General features: G+C 72.0%; 13 protein-coding genes and 7 pseudogenes. 9 read left to right on the forward strand and 11 right to left on the reverse strand.

Annotated elements, in window-relative coordinates; genetic code table 11:
- A pseudogene (locus GAK38_RS15675) lies at positions 1–405 on the reverse strand (transposase); the annotation flags it as partial.
- Between the two features lie 78 nt (positions 406–483).
- On the opposite strand from GAK38_RS15675, the gene GAK38_RS15680 reads away from it, so the two are divergent.
- From GAK38_RS15680 to GAK38_RS15720, 9 genes and pseudogenes are all read left to right on the forward strand, one after another.
- On the forward strand, positions 484–744 hold the full coding sequence (locus tag GAK38_RS15680) for a hypothetical protein (RefSeq protein WP_325345708.1): 261 nt from the start codon (positions 484–486) through the stop codon (positions 742–744).
- Positions 741–1,522 (forward strand): annotated as a pseudogene (locus GAK38_RS15685) (LytR/AlgR family response regulator transcription factor). The gene GAK38_RS15680 and the pseudogene GAK38_RS15685 overlap by 4 nt, the downstream one beginning before the upstream one ends.
- A 259-nt stretch (positions 1,523–1,781) precedes the next feature.
- On the forward strand, positions 1,782–2,321 hold the full coding sequence (locus tag GAK38_RS15690; RefSeq protein WP_325345710.1) for a TRAP transporter small permease subunit: 540 nt from the start codon (positions 1,782–1,784) through the stop codon (positions 2,319–2,321).
- Positions 2,322–2,334: 13 nt separating this feature from the next.
- Positions 2,335–3,882: a TRAP transporter large permease gene (locus GAK38_RS15695; protein ID WP_325345712.1), complete on the forward strand. Its 1,548-nt coding sequence runs from the start codon at positions 2,335–2,337 to the stop codon at positions 3,880–3,882.
- Positions 3,883–4,383, forward strand: coding sequence for a hypothetical protein (locus GAK38_RS15700; RefSeq protein WP_325345714.1), 501 nt, complete (start codon positions 3,883–3,885; stop codon positions 4,381–4,383).
- A gap of 135 nt (positions 4,384–4,518) precedes the next feature.
- Complete coding sequence (locus GAK38_RS15705) at positions 4,519–5,229, forward strand: DUF3348 family protein (RefSeq protein WP_325345716.1); 711 nt, start codon at positions 4,519–4,521, stop codon at positions 5,227–5,229.
- Positions 5,226–7,690: pseudogene (locus GAK38_RS15710) on the forward strand (DUF802 domain-containing protein). Before GAK38_RS15705 ends, GAK38_RS15710 begins: the two are co-directional and overlap by 4 nt.
- A 13-nt stretch (positions 7,691–7,703) precedes the next feature.
- Entirely contained in the window at positions 7,704–8,333 is a 630-nt protein-coding gene (locus GAK38_RS15715) for an OmpA family protein (protein ID WP_325345718.1), read from the forward strand.
- Positions 8,330–8,956, forward strand: coding sequence for a DUF2894 domain-containing protein (locus tag GAK38_RS15720; RefSeq protein ID WP_325345720.1), 627 nt, complete (start codon positions 8,330–8,332; stop codon positions 8,954–8,956). Before GAK38_RS15715 ends, GAK38_RS15720 begins: the two co-directional genes overlap by 4 nt.
- Positions 8,957–9,164: 208 nt before the next feature.
- On the opposite strand, the pseudogene GAK38_RS23970 reads toward GAK38_RS15720, so the two are convergent.
- From GAK38_RS23970 to GAK38_RS15755, 10 genes and pseudogenes are all read right to left on the reverse strand, one after another.
- Positions 9,165–9,473 (reverse strand): annotated as a pseudogene (locus tag GAK38_RS23970) (porin); the annotation flags it as partial.
- Positions 9,467–9,889 carry a porin gene (locus GAK38_RS15725; RefSeq protein WP_325345722.1) on the reverse strand — a complete coding sequence of 141 codons (423 nt, stop codon included), beginning with the start codon at positions 9,887–9,889 and terminating at the stop codon, positions 9,467–9,469. The pseudogene GAK38_RS23970 and the gene GAK38_RS15725, both read right to left, overlap by 7 nt.
- A pseudogene (locus GAK38_RS23975) lies at positions 9,784–10,047 on the reverse strand (porin); the annotation flags it as partial. The pseudogene GAK38_RS23975 and the gene GAK38_RS15725, both read right to left, overlap by 106 nt.
- A 132-nt stretch (positions 10,048–10,179) precedes the next feature.
- Positions 10,180–10,386 (reverse strand): annotated as a pseudogene (locus GAK38_RS15730) (maleylacetate reductase); the annotation flags it as partial.
- A 7-nt stretch (positions 10,387–10,393) separates the two neighbouring features.
- A pseudogene (locus GAK38_RS23980) lies at positions 10,394–10,573 on the reverse strand (maleylacetate reductase); the annotation flags it as partial.
- The gene (locus tag GAK38_RS15735; RefSeq protein WP_325345726.1) at positions 10,570–11,412 is read right to left on the reverse strand and encodes an intradiol ring-cleavage dioxygenase; all 843 of its coding nucleotides are present in this window, start codon (positions 11,410–11,412) and stop codon (positions 10,570–10,572) included. The gene GAK38_RS15735 and the pseudogene GAK38_RS23980, both read right to left, overlap by 4 nt.
- Before the next feature lie 13 nt (positions 11,413–11,425).
- Positions 11,426–12,379: a Bug family tripartite tricarboxylate transporter substrate binding protein gene (locus tag GAK38_RS15740; protein WP_325345728.1), complete on the reverse strand. Its 954-nt coding sequence runs from the start codon at positions 12,377–12,379 to the stop codon at positions 11,426–11,428.
- Positions 12,376–14,022 (reverse strand): FAD-dependent oxidoreductase, encoded by a 1,647-nt coding sequence (locus GAK38_RS15745; RefSeq protein WP_325345730.1) that lies wholly within the window; start codon positions 14,020–14,022, stop codon positions 12,376–12,378. The genes GAK38_RS15740 and GAK38_RS15745 overlap by 4 nt, the downstream gene beginning before the upstream one ends.
- 139 nt (positions 14,023–14,161) lie before the next feature.
- Positions 14,162–15,115, reverse strand: coding sequence for a Bug family tripartite tricarboxylate transporter substrate binding protein (locus GAK38_RS15750; RefSeq protein ID WP_325345732.1), 954 nt, complete (start codon positions 15,113–15,115; stop codon positions 14,162–14,164).
- A gap of 35 nt (positions 15,116–15,150) precedes the next feature.
- On the reverse strand, positions 15,151–16,614 hold the full coding sequence (locus GAK38_RS15755; RefSeq protein WP_325345734.1) for an aldehyde dehydrogenase: 1,464 nt from the start codon (positions 16,612–16,614) through the stop codon (positions 15,151–15,153).
- Between the last annotated feature and the right edge of the window lie 31 nt (positions 16,615–16,645).

The raw sequence follows: 16,645 nt of genomic DNA on the forward strand, positions 1-16,645 counted from the left end.
CCCATCGGAAATATCCGCTGGAGCTCACCCACAGGACCTCGCACATCAGCGTGATCGGCCAGCGTCCCTTCATCGATTGAATCCAGGCGTACCTTGCAGCACGTCCTGCGCAAAGTACGCCGCGGCTTTTTTTGCGATGTCGCGCTCCATCGTCAGTCGCGCCACCTGCGCTCGCAACCGCGCAATCTCCGCCTGCTCCGGCGTGATGGCTGGCGACGTTGCTTTGCCTTCAGGCACTGCGACCATCTGGCCCTTCGCATCAGCCCTGACCCAGTTCGTCAAGCTCGCCTTGGGCATGCCCAGCGTCGCGGCCACGACCGACGCAGCACGCCCGGCCTTGACCTGCCGCACGGCCTCCTGCTTGAACTCCAGCGTGTACTTCGCTCTCGTTTGCTTCTCGTTCAATTCATGCTCCCGTCCCGGCATTCTCCGGGTTGGGGCTATGCACTCCAGGAATCGGGGGCAACTTCAGTGCGCCACGGGATGGAGCCCCAGGTGGCTGGCGGGCGCATCGCGGTGCGCGCCCGCGCCGATGCGGGCGGAGTCGTCGTCGAGGTGATCGACGCCGGCGCCGGTCTCGACGATGCCGCCGCAGCGCTTCCGGCAGCGCGCTTCGGCCTGACCCAGATACGCGAACGGCTGGCCGCGGTCTATGGCGGGGCAGCCATGCTGGTGCTGGCATTCAACACATCCGAAGGCACCGTCGCCACGCTGCGGCTGCCGCTGGATGCCCCACCGGCATGAACGCACCGACCGCCCTGATCGCCGAAGACGAACCCCTGCTGGCCGAGGCCCTCGCGGCCGGGCTGGCGCGCGCCTGGCCCGCGCTGCGGGTGCTGCGGCGCGTGGACGACGGCCGTTCGGCCGTGCAGGCTGCGCTGGCGCTGGCGCCGGACGTGCTGTTTTTCGACATCCGCATGCCGGGCCTGGGCGGGCTGGACGCGGCGGCCGAGCTGGCCGATGCCTGGGACGGCGCGGCCCGGCCGTTCCCGGCCCTGGTCTTCGTGACGGCCTACGACCAGTACGCCGTGCAGGCCTTCGACGCGCAGGCGGTGGACTACCTGCTCAAGCCGGTGCAGCCGGCCCGGCTGGCGCGCACGGTGGAGCGCGTGCAGACCGCGCTCGCGGCCCGCGCACCGCAGGCCGGCGCCGCCGTGCCCGACGCGGTGCTGGCCCAGTTGCGCGCGCTGCTGCTGCAACCCGCGGCCGCCGTGGCCGAGCCACTGCGGATCATCCAGGCCGGCCTGCCCGGCGGCAACGCCGTGCGCATGGTGTCATCGACGAGGTGCTGGCCTTCGAGGCGCCCGACAAGTACGTGCGGGTGCTGGCCGCATCCGGCGAATACTGGCTGCGCACGCCGCTGCGCGAGCTGCAGCCGCGGCTCGACCCGCAGGTCTTCTGGCAGGTGCACCGCGGCACGGTGGAGCGCGACGATGCCGGCCGGCTGCGCCTGGCGCTGTACGGCCGCAGCGAGCGGCTGGCGGTCAGCCGGGTGCACGCCGGCCTGTTCCGCGCGATGTAGCCAGCGTCTTCATACTCCTCGCTCTACCCTCTGTATACGCCATTTTCACAGGCACTTGCGGCACATACCCCAGCATGGATTGCACGGCTGCCGCGGCCCGGTCCAGCCTGGGACAAACCCGCATCCTGGCGTTTGCGTCAGGCTTCCTGCAGCCCCCCGGGCGTAGCATCCGCGCCAGTTCCGGCCCGGCCGTGCACACGACGCACGTCCGGCCGCCGAAGCACAGAAGACACAACCACCCACCCAACGGAGACAAGCCGTGTCGGCATTCCTCAGATTCGCCCTGGCCGTCGACTGGATCGCGGCCCGCCTGGGCCAGCTCGCCTCCTGGGCCGTGCTGGCCGCAGCACTCATCTCGGCCGGCAACGCGCTGGTGCGCTACGGCTTCGACATCAGCTCCAACGGCTGGCTCGAGATCCAGTGGTACCTGTTCGCCGCCACGGTGATGCTGGGCGCGCCGGTGGTGCTCAAGCTCAACGAGCACGTGCGCGTGGACATCTTCTACGGCCGCCTGCGCGGCAGGGGCCCGGTCATCGTGGACCTGCTCGGCCTCGTCTTCTTCCTGCTGCCGGTGATGGCGGTGATGGTCTGGCTGTCGTGGCCGCTGTTTTTGTCGATGCTCCGCTCCGGCGAGATGTCGAGCAACGCCGGCGGGCTGATCCGCTGGCCGGCGATGCTGCTGGTGCCGCTGGGCTTCGGCTGCATGTTCGTGCAGGGGCTGTCCGAGATCGTCAAGCGCCTGGCCTTCCTCGCGGGCCGCTACGAGCTGGACGTCCACTACGAGAAGCCGGTCCAGTAAAGGGGCGCCCATCATGCAAATGGAAAACTTCGCCCCGTTCATGTTCGCGGGGCTGGTCGTCATCATGCTCATCGGCTTTCCGGTGGCGTTCTCGCTCGCGGCGCTGGGCATGGCCTCGGGCTTCTTCGCCATCGAGATGGGCTGGTTCCCGCCGGTCTTCATGCAGAACCTGCCGATCAACATCTTCGGCATCCTCAGCAACGAGCTGCTGCTCGCGATCCCGTTCTTCACCTTCATGGGCGCGATCCTGGAGAAGTGCGGGCTGGCCGAGGACATGCTCGACTCGATGGGCCAGCTGTTCGGCACGGTGCGCGGCGGCCTGGGCTACTCGGTCATCATCGTCGGCTTCATCCTCGGCGCGATCACCGGCACGGTCGCGGGCCAGGTGATCGCGATGGCGCTGATCTCGCTGCCGGTGATGATGCGCTACGGCTACAACATGCGCTACGCCACCGGCGTGCTCGCGGCCTCGGGCACGATCACGCAGTTGGTGCCGCCGTCGCTGGTGCTGATCGTCATGGCCGACCAGCTCGGCCGCTCGGTGGGCGACATGTACAAGGGCGCCTGGGGGCCGTCGATCCTGCAGATCGCGATCTTCGCGGGCTACACCTTCGTGCTCGGCGTGTTCCGGCCGCACTACATCCCGGGCATTCCGAAGGAGGCGCGCACCATGAGCGGGCTGGCGCTGTGGATCAAATGCCTGCGCGGCATCATCCCCTCGGCCTTCCTGATCTTCGCGGTGCTGGGCTCCATGGGCGGGCTGCCGTGGATGGACTCGGCCATCGCCACGCCGACCGAGGCCGGCGCCATGGGCGTGGTCGGCGCGCTGGTGCTCGCGGCGATCCACCGCCGCCTGACCTGGGACCTGCTCTGGAGCGCGATGGTCGGCACCATGCGGCTGACCGCCATGGTCGTCTTCATCCTGATCGGCGCGCGGGTGTTCTCGATGGTGTTCCAGGGCGTGGACGGCGCGCTGTGGGTCGAGCACATGCTCTCGGGCCTGCCCGGCGGGCAGATCGGCTTTCTGATCGCGGTGAACGTCTTCATCTTCTTCCTCGCGTTCTTCCTCGACTTCTTCGAGATCGCCTTCATCATCCTGCCGATGCTCGGGCCGGTGGCGCACAAGCTCGGCATCGACCTGGTGTGGTTCGGCGTGCTGCTGTGCGTGAACATGCAGACCAGCTTCATGCACCCGCCGTTCGGCTTCGCCCTCTTCTACCTGCGCGGCATCGCCGACACGCTGTTCAAGGAAAAGCGCATCCCGGCGCCGGTGAAGTCGAGCGACATCTACCTCGGCGCGATCCCCTGGGTGCTGATGCAGCTGGTGCTGGTGGCCATCGTGATCTTCGTGCCGCAGACGGTCACCGTCTTCCTCGACAAGGAGCAGGTGATCGATGTGGACAAGGTGCAGGTCGAGGTGCCGGTGGACGAGGACGCGAAGGACCAGGATGCCGCGCCGGAGATGCCGGGCGAGGCCGCGCCCGCCAGCCCCGACGCGCCGCCCGCGGCCGACGACCCGGCCAAGGCGCTGGAGGATGCGCTCCAGGAGAAGAAGCACTAGATGGCCGCCGGCCCGTTTCGCTTCGCGCCGGCGGCAGGCGTGCAGGAAGGCCCGGCCTTCTCGCCGGCCTTCCGGCTGCTGGCCAGCGCCATCGTCTTCGGCTGCGCCGGCTGGATGTTCTCGCTGTGGCCCGCCGGCAGCCTGGGCGCCGGCGGGCGCTCGGGCATCGGCTGGTTCGGCGCCGCACTGGTGCTCATGGGCTGGACCTGGATCGCGATCCTGCGCAGCCGCACCCGCGTCGATGCCGCCGCGGTGAGCCAGCGCTGGATCTGGCACAAGCGCCTCGAACTCGGCGACCTGGCCTATGCCAAGGTGCTGCGGGTGCGCGGCCTCGAATGGCTGGTGGCGCCGCGGCTCTACCTGCGCACCTTCTCGGGCAGGTTCGCGGTGTTCTATGCGGCCGATGCGGCGCTGCTGGCCGAGTTTGACCGGCTGGCCGCCGAACTGCGCGCCTGGCGCCTGGGCGACCTGGAGGGGTATAGGCCTGCAGCGGGCGACTGAAGGGCACATACGGACCATCCATGCCGGGGTATCTACCAGCATCCGGCGCCACCCTTTGCAGTTGGTGACAGGCGTCCAGGGGCGCGCGCCCCGGCGGCCCGTGTAGACTGCCCGGTTTTTTCCATTCCGGCACCCATGGCACGCACCCAGCAGCCGGCGGTGGCGTCCGGCATCACGGGTTCGGCCCTGGTGCGCCTGCTGGCACCGCTGGCCGGCGACGATGCCGGGGCTTCCCGCCAATCCTTCACCGACCGGCTGAGCCAGTGGCTCGGCTGGACGGACGCGATCGCGCTGTCGGGCGCGCTCGACGGCTCCGCCCCCGTGGCCCCGCCGGACGCGGAGAACGACGCCGCGGTGCTGCGGGCCGACTACGCCAAGGTGCGCGCCACGCTCGCGAAGACGCTGGACGGCAACGACCGCGCGCTCGGCTCGGGCCGCGACGGCGCCACCGATTTCCCGCCCTACCGCCGCTACTACCTGGGCCGCCAGCAGGCGATGGAGCTGGCCATCGCCGCGCTGCGCCAGCGCCTGCGCGCGGCCATCGCCGCCGCGCCGGCGCCGCTCGCGCGGCTGGCCGCGGTGGATGCGGTGATCGAACAGGCCCTGGGCGCGCAGGAGCACAATCTGCTCGCCACCACCGTGCCGCCGCTGCTGGAGCGGCACTTTCGCCGGCTGCGCGATGCCGCCGCGGCCACCGACGGCGCCGAACCGGCTCCGCAGCCCGCAGAAGCCTGGCAGAACCGCTTCCGCCGCGACCTGTGCGCCGTGCTGCTGGCCGAGCTGGACCTCCGCTGCCAACCGATCGACGGGCTGCTCGCGGCCCTGCACTCTTCCTCTCGCGCATGAACCGTCTTCTCTTTCCCGCCGCCTTCGCCGCCGGGCTGGCCCTGCTCGGCTGGGTCGCTGCCGGCTACCTCGCCGCGCAGCCGCTGGCCGTCGTCTTCGTCGCCGTGATCGCCGCCGCCTACGCGGCCGGTGCCTTCGAACTGCACCGCTACCGCGCGGCCACCGCCACGCTGGTCCAAGCGCTGGCCGAGCCGCCGGCCGAAGGCCGCCTCGGCGCCTGGCTGGAGCGCCTGCATGCCTCGCTGCGCAACGCCGTGCGCCTGCGCATCGAAGGCCAGCGCGTCGCCCTGCCCGGCCCCGCCCTGGCGCCGGCGCTGGCCGGCCTGCTGGTGCTGCTGGGCATGCTCGGCACCTTCCTCGGCATGGTCGTCACGCTGCAGGGCACGGGCGCGGCGCTGCAGAGCGCGGCCGATCTGCAGGCAGTGCGCGCATCGCTCTCGGCCCCGGTGCGCGGCCTGGGCCTGGCCTTCGGCGCGTCGATCGCCGGCGTGGGCGCATCGGCCATGCTGGGCCTGATGGTGGCGCTGGCCCGCCGCGAGCGGCAGCAGGCCGCGCAGCTGCTCGACGCCCGCATCGCCGACACGCTGGTCGTCCATTCCCCGCCCGCCACGAAGCCGCGCAGCGCGACGAATCGCTGCGCCTGCTGCAGCGCCAGGCCGAGCTGACGCCCGCGCTGTTCGAGCGCCTGGACCAGTGGATGGCGGCGATGGAGCGCCAGCAGCAGGCCCTGCAGGACCGCCTGCTGGCCGGCCAGGACCGCTTCCACGGCGAAGCCAGTGCCGCCTACACCCAGCTGGCCGGCTCGGTCGATGCGTCGCTCAAACAGAGTCTGGCCGACGGCGCCCGCGCCGCCGGCGCGGCGCTGCAGCCGGTGGCCGAGGCCGCCATGGCCGGCATCGCGCGCGAGGCGGCCGCCCTGCACGAGAACGTGGCCCGCGCAGTGCAGAGGCAGCTCGACGGCACGGCGAGCCGCTTCGCCGAAGCCACCGGCCAGGTCGCCGCATCCTGGCAGGCGGCCGTGGAAGAACAGCGCATCCGCAACGCCGCGGCCGCCGCCGAACTGCGCGCCGCGCTCGATGGCTTCAGCCACGGCTTCGACGAGCGCGCCACCACGCTGGTGGACCGCATCGCCGGCCGGCTGGACCAGAGCACGGCCGGGCTCGACGCTGCCACCGGCGCCGTGGCAGTGCGCTGGCAGACGGCACTCATCCAGCACCAGGCCGCCAGCGATGCCACCGTGCAGCAGCTGCGTGCAGCGCTCGCCGGCTTCGCCGAGACGTTCGACAACCGCTCCGCCGCACTGGTCGACACCGTGGCGGCCCGCATCGACGCCAGCGTCGGCCAGCTGGCCGGTGGCGCCGATGCGCTTACCGCGGCTTGGCAGCAGGCCCTGGCCGAACACCGCCGCGCAGGCGAGGCCACGGCCACACAGCTGCGCTGCGCGCTCGAAAGCTTCACCGACGGCTTTGCGCAACGCTCGACCGCCCTGGTGGACGGGCTGACGGCGCAGCTCGAAGGCACGACCGGCCAGGTCGCCGACAGCTGGCGCCAGGCGCTGGAGAAGCAGTCCGCCGGCGCCGAGGCCCTGTCGGCCGAAGCGCGCGCGGCGCTCGCGGCCGCGGCAGCGGCGTTCGAACAGCAGGCGACCGCGTTTGCCAGCACCCTCGGGCAGTCGCATGCCGCGCTGCAGGAGCGCCTCGCGGCGCAGGACGAGGCCCGCCTCACCCGATGGGCCGGTACGCTGCAAGGCGTGGCCGACACGCTGCGCCAGCAGTGGCAGGACGGCCATGCGCAGGACAGTGCGCGCTGGCAGGCCCAGGGCGATGCCCTGGCCCGCAGCGTGGACGAACTGGCCACGCGCACCCATGCCCAGGCCGAGGCCACCGTGGCCGAGGTCGCGCGCCTGGTGCAGGTCGCGGCCGAAGCGCCGCGCGCCGCCGCCGAGGTGATCGGCGAACTGCGCCAGCAGCTGTCGGACAGCATGGCACGCGACAACACGATGCTGGAGGAACGCAGCCGCGTGCTCGGCACGCTCTCCACCCTGCTCGACGCGGTGAACCATGCATCCACCGAACAGCGCGGCGCCATCGACGCGCTGGTGAACGCGACATCCGCCCTGCTGGAGCGCGCCGGCAACCACTTCGCGCAGACCGTCGAAACCCAGGGCAGCATGCTCACCGATGCCGCCGCGCAGCTCACCGGCAGCGCGGTCGAGGTCGCCAGCCTGGGCGAGGCCTTCGGCGCCGCGGTAGACCGGTTCGGCCAGTCCAACGAGAAGCTGGTCGCGCAGCTGCAGCGCATCGAGACGGCGCTGGGCCAATCGATGGCACGCAGCGACGAGCAGCCGGCCTACTACGTGGCCCAGGCGCGCGAGGTGATCGACCTGAGCCTGTCGGCGCAGAAGCAGGTGATCGACGAACTCCAGCAACTGGCCGACCGGCGCCCGGCAGCGGCAGCCTGAGGCAGCGGCAACGATGAGCGACGACGTCGAATCCACCGCCGACCTGGCCGCGCCGGCCTGGGCCGCCTTCGGCGACCTGATGGCCGGCATGCTCGGCGCCTTCGTGCTGGTGCTGGTCTGCGCCCTGGGCATGCAGTTCGAGCTGACCGGCAGGCTGGAGAGCGAAGTTCACCAGCGGCAGCAGGAAACGCAGCGCCGCGAGGCCCTGGAGCAGGCCCTGGCCGCACCGCTGGCCGCCGGCCGCGTCACGCTGGCCGGCGGGCGCATCGGCATCCGCGGCAGCGTGCTGTTCGCCTTCAATTCCGACGAACTGCAGCCCGAGGGCCGGCAGCTGCTGCGCAGCCTGGCCGAGCCGCTCTCCGGCTACCTGGCCGCGCGCGGCGAGATCCTGATGGTCAGCGGCTTCACTGACGACCGGCAGATGCGCGACAGCAACCGCCGCTTCGCCGACAACTGGGAGCTGTCGGCCCAGCGCGCACTGACCGTGACGCGCGCGCTGATCGAAGCCGGCATCCCCGCCTCGTCGGTATTCGCCGCCGCCTTCGGCGCCGAGCAGGCCGTGGCCTCCAATGCCGACGCCGAGGGTCGTGCCAAGAACCGGCGCGTCGAGATGGCGCCCATGCCCCGCCCGGCGAAGTCGTGAACGCGCCAGAGGCTCCCACCACAGCCGAGACGCTGGCGGCCTGGCGCGACAGCGGCGCCGATGCGCACGACCCGCTGCGCTTCCGCACGATCGAGGCGCTGGCACGCCGGTCGGAGGTGTTGACCGGACCGGCCCGTGCTCAGGTCGAATCGCGGCTCGCGCAGCGGATCCACACCTACGCCGAGGCCTTGCAGGCGGCGGCGCCATCGCCACCGCAGGAAGCCCCTCGCAGGGACAACCCGCTCGCCCGGTTGCTGGCGGATATCCGCCGCCAGTCGCCGCCAGCCGAGCCCACGGCCACCCTGGCCAGCCCACTCGAGTTGCGCACGCTGCAGCGCTTTCGCAGCACCTGGGCGCGGCTGGGCACCGAGCAGCGCCTGCGCCAGTCGCTCGCCCAGGTGCCGCCGAATGCCGGCCCGCTCAATTCGCTGCACCTGACCCATCGGGCGCTGGCACTGATGCACGAGGTTGCGCCAGGCTACCTGCACCACTTCGTCGCCCATACCGACACACTGGCCTGGCTGGACCGGGCACAGGCCCGCATCGCGCCAGCCGGAGCAGGCAGGGGCGGCCCGCGCAAGCGGCGCTGCACGCCGGCGGCTGGTGCTGCAGCCCCGAAATAGAGGAACAGGGTGAAAGCGATGGATTCGCGCGCAACGCAACGCCGCCCTGGGTAAGAAGACGCGCTTTCACGTTCCGATATTTCCGGGTCCCAGTACTAAAACATGTGGCGGATGCCCACGCCGAACGAGCGCACGTCCCGCCCCGCCACGGCCGAGGAGAGTCCTGGCTGATCGGGAACCACATCAGCGTGGAACGGCCTTCGTTGCTCAGCCTGGCGAGCGCGGCATAGACCTGGGTACGCCTGGAGAGGAAGTGCGCATAGCCCAGGGCCAGCCGCTTCGCGCCGGCGTCGCCCAGACGACTCCAGCGACCGGCGGCCAGGCGAACCTCGCCCGCGCCCATCGGGACGGCCGCGCTGGCGTTGACCGAGTCGGCATCGCCGAGCCCGAGCACCTGGTTGCGCTGCGCGTAGCCGTAGAGCCGCACGGCACCGAAGTCGTAGGACGCGCCGAGCCCCAGGGTCTTGGTGCGCACGGCCGCATCGGGCAGGCCCACGCTGGCGCCCGTGATCAGCACACTGTCCTAGGCCCGTCCGGCGTAGAGGCGCCTTCGCCCGACTGGATATAGAGACGCCCCAGCAGCCCACCGAACTGCGGCGTGGCGTAGTGCACCGCGTTGTTGAGCAGCAGCGTGTAGCCGCGGTTGGGCGCGCCCTGCGTCATCGTCTGCAACGCGCCGAGCTGCGCGCGGCCGAAGGCGTCGGACTTCGACGTGGGCCAGAGGAACGGCCCCCAGACCGAGCCCAGCTGCAGGGTGCCGAGCCGCGGATCGGACAGCCCCACGTAGGACTCGCGGTTGAAGAAGGGGCGCTGTTCGATGCGCCCGAGGACACGTCGAACTGGCTCTCCAGCTTGAAGACCGCCTTGCGTCCCTGGCCGAGGTCCTCCTGGCCACGCAAGCCGAAGTAGTTCGTGTCCGAGGTGAGGCTCCACTGGTTCGCATTGGGATGGGAGCGCGACTGCGAGTAGACGGCCCCGTCAACGCGACCGTAGAGCGTGACGCTGCCCTGCGCCCAGGCGGCGGGAACGCATGCGCCAATGGCGGCCGCCCGAAGCATGCGGGCCGCGCGGCGGGATGGAAGGAATGGCATGGATATGTCTCCTGTGTCGTTATGGGTCGTCTCTTCTCGTGATCTGGGCGCGCGCCCTGCCGCCGCCCCCGCCAGGGGGGAGCGTGCGGCCGCGTCCCGGAACGTCCGTGTCCCGGGCCGGGGCGCCGAACCTCAGGCCGGACGCGTTCCGTCGAAGGCGTCCTGGAGCAGTTGCCGGATCGCTGCGCGCTGCGCCGGGCCGATCCCGCGGGGATTCCAGTAGGGATTGCTGACGGCGAGATCGGCAGCGCGGTCGAGGTCGGCCTCGCGCATGCCGATGCCGCGCAGCGCCGTCGGCGCGCCAAGGTCTCGGCCCAGGTCGAACAGCGCGGCCGGCGCTGGTGCCGCCCGGGGCGCGGTCGCCTAGGCGGGCGGCGACCCCCTCGGCCTGGGCCCGCTGCTCGGGCGTGGAGAGCACCAGCGCGCGCCGGGTGCCCAGCAGGTCGATCTCGCGCTCCAGGTGGCCCAGCGACCCGGGCCCGAACACCACGCGCGCGGGCGCGCAGTCGTAGACAAAGTCCTTCATGACCCCTCCGCGGGGGCGCGGTTCAGGACGAAGTCGTACTCGACCAGGTAGCTGCCGTCGGGCTGCGGCTTCCAGTCGGCGATCAGCGACTGCCGCACGCCGAACACGGCGTCCGAGTCGAGGTAGGCGTCGTCGCTGCGGAACACGTGGGTGATGAGCCGCTCGTAGCCCTTCGCCTCGATGAGGAAGTGCAGGTGCGCGGGCCGCCAGGGGTGGCGCCCGGTGGCCGTCAGCAGGTCGCCCACCGGGCCGTCGTGCGGAATCGCGTAGGGCACGGCCAGAATGGAGCGGAAGTGGTAGCGGCCCTCGGCGTCGGAATGCAGAATGCCGCGCGCCTGCGCATGGCCGAGGCCCTCGTGCTGCACGTCGTAGAGGCCGTCCTCGTCCGACTGCCAGACGTCGATGTGCGCGTGGGGCACCGGCTCGCCATCCGGGCCGCGCACCGTGCCGCGCACCAGGCAGGGGATGCCGCGCGCGCCGTGGGAGATGTCCGCGCCCAGGTCGTAGTGCGGCGCGCCTTCCACGTGGAAGGGGCCGAACACGGTCGCCTCGGTGCAGCCGGCCGGCTTGTCGTTGTTCTGCGCCACGGTCAGCATGGACAGGCCCAGCACGTCCGACAGCAGGATGAACTCCTGGCGCCGGTCATCGGTGATGTGGCCGCAGCGCGTGAGGAAGGCGATGCCCTGGAACCACTCCTCCTCGGTCAGCTCCACGTCGCGCGCGAAGGCGTGCAGGTGGCGCACGAGGCTGTCCAGGATGCGTTTGAGCCGCGGGTCGGCCGTGGCGGCCTGGCGGGCCAGGACGGCGTCGGTGATGGTGTGCTGGTCGAGGTTGCGCATGTCCGTCTCCTCCTCAATCGAGTTGCAGGCCGACCTGGCGGGCGACGGCGCCCCACTTGTCGAAGTCGGCCTGGCTGCGCCGGCGGGCGTCGGCCGGCGTGTTGCCGAGCGCACGCAGGTCCATCTCGGCGAGGGCTGCCCGGGTGCGCGGCGCATCGAGCGCGCTGCGCACGTCGCGCTGGATCTTCTCGGCGACCGGCTCCGGCAGCCGGGCGGGCGCGAGCAGGGTCTCGAAGAAGGTCGCGTCGAAGCCCGCGTGCCCGGCCTCCTCCACCGTCGGCACGGCCGGCAGCAGCACCGAGCGCTCCCGGCCCGACACGGCGATCGCCCGCAGCCGCCCGGCCTGCACGTGCGGCAGCACGACCGAGGAGACGATGAAGCCGCAGTCCACGTGTCCGCCCATCACGTCCTGCGCGGCCGGGCCCGGGCCCTTGTAGGGCACGTGGTTGAGCTTGCCGCGCGTGGTCGCCAGCAGCATCTCCATCGCCATGTGGCTCGGCGAGCCGGCGCCGCCGGACGCGTAGGACCGCGTGGCGGGCTGCCGCGCGAAGGCGTCGAGCGTGGCGATGCCCGAGGCCGGGTGGCACACCAGCATCTGATTGAAGCTCGCGAGGTAGGTCACCGGCCTGAGCGCGGCGCGCAGGTCGACGCCGAGCCTGCGGTAGAGATGCGGGTTGATCGTGAGGATCGTGTCCGGCCCGACCAGAAGCGTGTGGTCGTCCCGGGCCTGCGCGACCTCGGCCGCCGCGAGGTTGCCGGCTGCGCCGGGCTTGTTCTCGACGACCACCGGCTGGCCCCAGGCGGCCTGCAGCGCGGGCTGGATCAGCCGCGCGATCACGTCGCCTGGTGCGCCGGCAGGAAAGGCGGCCACCAAGCGCACGGGTTTGGTCGGCCAGGCCTGGGCCGCGGCCGGCAGGGCCAGCGCCGCACAGCCGGCCAGGGCCAGGATCCGCAGCAGGGACTTCATGGCTGTCTCCCGGTGGCGCGGGCCAGCACGCCGTGCGCACCGTCGGCCGTGGCGCCGCGCCAAGCGACGATCTGGTCGGGGCGGATGAGCGCGAGCGGCGCCTCGTACAGCGCGCGCAGCGCGGGCTGCGGCAGGCGCACGACGCCCAGGGCCACGTCCAGCTCGCGGGCCGCCGCCTCGAAGCCGGCGGTGGGGGGCGCATCGGGGCCCAGCCCCAGCAGCGTCCATTCGGTGTGGAAGGTGTCGAACAGCGAGCGCCCGTCCTCCAGCCAGGCGTGCGGCGGCCGCCCGCCGGGGCGGGCCGTGGGGACGTAGGCGTTCGGCTCGTCGGGCGGCGGCGGCGTGCCGTCGCCGGCGATGACCGGCGAGCCGTCGTAGCGGCCGCCGAAGGGCACGCCGGGGATGTCGAACTCCAGGCGCGCATGCCGGTCGAGGTGCCGGGCCGCACGCAGGCGCTCGGCCTCGCCGCGCTCCGATGCCTCCTCCAGCTCCGGCAGGGCGGAAAACAGGCCGACCGAGTCGGCGAAGCGCCGCGCGAAACCGGTGTTGCGCTCGGCCAGCGGCCGGCGCTCGGCCTCGTAGCTGTCCAGCAGCGCCGGCGGCGCGTGGCCGCGGACCACGCCGGCGCGCTTCCAGCCCAGGTTGACCGCGTCCTCGACGGCGGTGTTGTAGCCCAGGCCGCCGGTCGGCGTGAACAGGTGGGCCGCGTCGCCCGCGATGAACACGTTGCCCTCGCGCAACCGCTGCGCGACGAGTGCATGGCCGGCCAGCCAGGTGCCGTACGACAGGATCTCCACCGGCACGTCAGCACCGACGGCTTCGGCGAAGACGCGGCGCGCGTCCTCCTCGGTCCAGCCCTCGGCATCCTCGCCCGGCCGCAGCGCGGCATGGAAGGCGTATTCGGACACGCCGTCCACCGAGGCCATGAAGGCCCGGCGCTGGTGGTTGACCGCGACGTACATCCAGGCCTTCGGATGGCGCAGCACCGCGGCGAAGCCCGGCGCGCGCAGGTAGACGGCGAACATCTTGCTGCCCATGAAGTCGCGCTGGATGCCGGTGACGCCGCCCCATGCGATGCCGAGCCGGCGGCGCACCAGGCTGCGGGCGCCGTCGGCGCCGACGAGGAAGCGCGCGCGCACCTGCTGCGCGGCGCCGCCCTCGGTGGGCCGCACGGTCGCATGGACCGCGCTGCCGTCGTCGTGGAACGCCTCCAGCGTCCAGCCGTAGCGCACGTCCGCCGCCGGCCAGGACTGGGCATGGCGGCGCAGCGTCTGCTCGACGAACTTCTGCGAGACGCGGTGCGGCAGCTCGGCCGCGCTCCAGGAGCCGGTCAGCGACTTGATGCGCACCGTAGCCTCCGCGGCCGTGGGCAGGCGGATGAGCGCGAGCTCGTGGCCGGCGTAGCGCGTGAAGTAGGCGATGTCGGTCGGATGGTCCGGCGGCAGGCCCTGCGCCCGGATCTCGTGCGCGAAGCCGAGCCGGCGGAAGTGCTCCATCGTGCGCGCCTGCGTGGCATTGGCCTGAGGATTGAACGCGGTGCCGGGCTTGGCATCGACCACGAGGCAGCGCACGCCGCGCCGCCCGAGCTCGTTAGCCAGCATCAGTCCGCAGGGGCCGCCGCCGGCGACGAGCACGTCGGTCACGAGCACGCCTGGCGATATACTGCCAACCCTATCACTCTGCAGCCACTGCCTTTCTTTGGCTTCAAGCATATACTCCCCAGTCTCATGAATCCTGTGGTCTGTCGGCATGGCGGTCCCTCGTTTCCTGCTGGTTTTCGGTTCAGTCGGCCTTGATGCCGCGCTCGCGGATCAGGGCGCCCAGCCGCCGGAAGTCCTCGCCGCCCTTGTGCCCGAACTCCGCGGGCGTCATCGGCAGCGGCACGTTGCCGATGGCCACGATGCGCTCCTTGACGGCGGGCTGGGCCAGGATGCGGTTGATCTCGGCGTTGAGCCGCTCGCCGACGGGCCGCGGCGTGCCGGCCGGCGCGTAGAAGCCGAACACCGCGTCGGCATCAAAGCCCTTGAGTCCGAGCTCGTCGAGCGTGGGCACGTCGGGTACCAGCGGCGCGCGCCGCAGGCTGGCCACCGCCAGCATCCGCAGCTTGCCGCTCTTGACGTACTGGAGGCTGATGCCCGGGTCGAACAGGAAGTCCACCTGCCCGCCGATCAGGTCCGTCAGCGCGGGCGCGGCGCCGCGGTAGGGCACGTGGATCGCGCTGGTGCCGGTCTGGCTCGTCAGCATCTCGCCCGCGAGGTGCGGCGAGCTGCCGTTGCCGGGCGAGGCGAACGAGCGCTTGCCCGGGTGGGCCTTGAGGTCGGCGACCAGACCCTTGAAGTCCTTGACCGGGCTGTCGGCGCGCACCACCAGGTAGAAGGGCACGCGCGCCACGGCGGCGACCGGCGCCAGGTCCTTGCCCGGGTCGAACGGCAGCTTCGGATAGATGTGCGGGTTGATCGAGACCATCCCGCCCGAGCTCATCAGCAGGGTGTAGCCGTCGGGTTTGGCCTTGGCGACGAACTCGCCGCCGAGGTTGCCGCCGGCGCCGCCCTTGTTGTCGATCACCACCGGCTGGCCGAGCGCGTCCTGCAGCGGCGCGCCGACGATGCGCGCGAGCTGGTCGGCCGCGCCGCCGGCGGCGAAGTTGACGACGACGGTGACCGGCTTGGCGGGCCAGTTCTGCGCCTGCTGGGCCTGCGCCAGCGGCGCCGTGGCGAAGGCGAGCGCGATCGCCATGCGCCTGCACATGGATGTCATGGGGCGCCTCCGGCTCAGAACGGGTAGTGGCGGTCGGCCGTCTGCACGGTGATCCAGCGCAGCTCGGTGAAGGCGTCGATGCCGGCCTTGCCGCCGAAGCGGCCGTAGCCCGAGTCCTTCACGCCGCCGAACGGCATCTGGGCCTCGTCGTGCACGGTCGGGCCGTTGACGTGGCAGATGCCCGAGTCGATGCGGTTGGCCACGGCCCAGGCGCGCGCGATGTCGCGCCCGAACACGGCGGCCGACAGGCCGTAGGGGTTGTCGTTGGTCACGCGCACGGCTTCCTCCACGCCGTCGACGCGCACCACCGGCTTCACCGGGCCGAAGCTCTCCTCGTGGTAGATGCGCATCTCCGCGGTGACGTGGTCCAGCAGCGTCGCGGGGAACAGCGTGCTCTCGGCCTTGCCGCCGCAGACCAGCCGCGCGCCCTTGGCGAGCGCGTCGTCGATCAGCGCGTTGCAGCGCTCCACCGTGCTCGCATCGGCCACCGAGCCGAGCACCACCGGCCCCTCTTCCGCAGACCTTCGGGGGTCGCCCAGCGGCCGCTTCGCGGCCTTGGCCGCGAGCCGGTCGACGAACGCGTTGGCGATGCGGCGGTCCACCACGATGCGCTCGGTGCTCATGCAGACCTGGCCGCTGTTGATGAAGGCGCCAAAGGCCGCGCCATTCACCGCGGCGTCGAGGTCGGCATCGTCGAGCACGACCAGCGGCGCCTTGCCGCCGAGCTCCAGCACGGCGGGCTTGAGGTACTTCGCCGCAGTCTGCGCGATCAGCCGGCCCACGCGCGTGGAGCCGGTAAAGTTGATGCGCCGCAGCGCGGGGTGGGCGACGATGGCCTCGACCACGGCGGCGGCATCCTGCGGCGCGTTGGTCACGAAGTTGACCACGCCGGGCGGCAGGCCCGCGTCGCGGAACGCCTCGACGATCAGGCCATGGGTCGCGGGGCTGAGCTCCGAGCCCTTGAACACCACCGTGTTGCCGCAGGCCAGCGGCGTGGCGATCGCGCGCACGCCGAGGATGACCGGCGCGTTCCACGGCGCGATGCCGAGCACCACGCCGGCCGGCCGCCGCACCGCGAGCGCCAGGCTGCCCGGCACGTCCGACGGGATCACCTCGCCGCCGATCTGCGTCGTGAGGCCCGCGGCCTCCTGCAGCAGCCCGGCCGCCAGGTGCACGTTGAAGCCGGCCCAGGGCGCCGCGGCGCCGGTCTCCGCCGCCATGGCGGCGACCAGCGCCCCGGTCTTGGCCTCCAGGGCCTGCGCAGCCTTCAGCAGCAGCGCGCGGCGCTCGCTCGGCCCGGTGCGCGACCAGGCCGGAAAGGCGGCGGCCGCGGCCTCGACCGCGGCGGTGGCATCGGCCGCGGTCGCCGCCGGCGCCACGGTAGCCACCGTGCCGTCGAGCGGGTTGCGGCGCTCGAAGGTCGCGCCGCCCGTGGCCTGGCGCGCCTCGCCGTTGATCAGCATGGCAATCGTGCCCATGGCGTGTCTCCTTGTCGTGATGGATGAGGGA

This window comes from Xylophilus sp., assembly GCA_009914555.1.
Lineage (GTDB): Bacteria > Pseudomonadota > Gammaproteobacteria > Burkholderiales > Burkholderiaceae_C > WNDY01.

Excerpts from the sequence above, each read along its gene's own strand:
- GAK38_RS15680 (WP_325345708.1), top strand. The coding sequence starts at position 484 with ATGGAGCCCCAGGTGGCTGGCGGGCGCATCGCGGTGCGCGCCCGCGCC.
- GAK38_RS15695 (WP_325345712.1), top strand. The coding sequence starts at position 2,335 with ATGCAAATGGAAAACTTCGCCCCGTTCATGTTCGCGGGGCTGGTCGTC.
- GAK38_RS15700 (WP_325345714.1), top strand. The coding sequence starts at position 3,883 with ATGGCCGCCGGCCCGTTTCGCTTCGCGCCGGCGGCAGGCGTGCAGGAA.
- GAK38_RS15705 (WP_325345716.1), top strand. The coding sequence starts at position 4,519 with ATGGCACGCACCCAGCAGCCGGCGGTGGCGTCCGGCATCACGGGTTCG.
- GAK38_RS15715 (WP_325345718.1), top strand. The coding sequence starts at position 7,704 with ATGAGCGACGACGTCGAATCCACCGCCGACCTGGCCGCGCCGGCCTGG.
- GAK38_RS15735 (WP_325345726.1), bottom strand. The coding sequence starts at position 11,412 with ATGCGCAACCTCGACCAGCACACCATCACCGACGCCGTCCTGGCCCGC.
- GAK38_RS15740 (WP_325345728.1), bottom strand. The coding sequence starts at position 12,379 with ATGAAGTCCCTGCTGCGGATCCTGGCCCTGGCCGGCTGTGCGGCGCTG.
- GAK38_RS15750 (WP_325345732.1), bottom strand. The coding sequence starts at position 15,115 with ATGGCGATCGCGCTCGCCTTCGCCACGGCGCCGCTGGCGCAGGCCCAG.
- GAK38_RS15755 (WP_325345734.1), bottom strand. The coding sequence starts at position 16,614 with ATGGGCACGATTGCCATGCTGATCAACGGCGAGGCGCGCCAGGCCACG.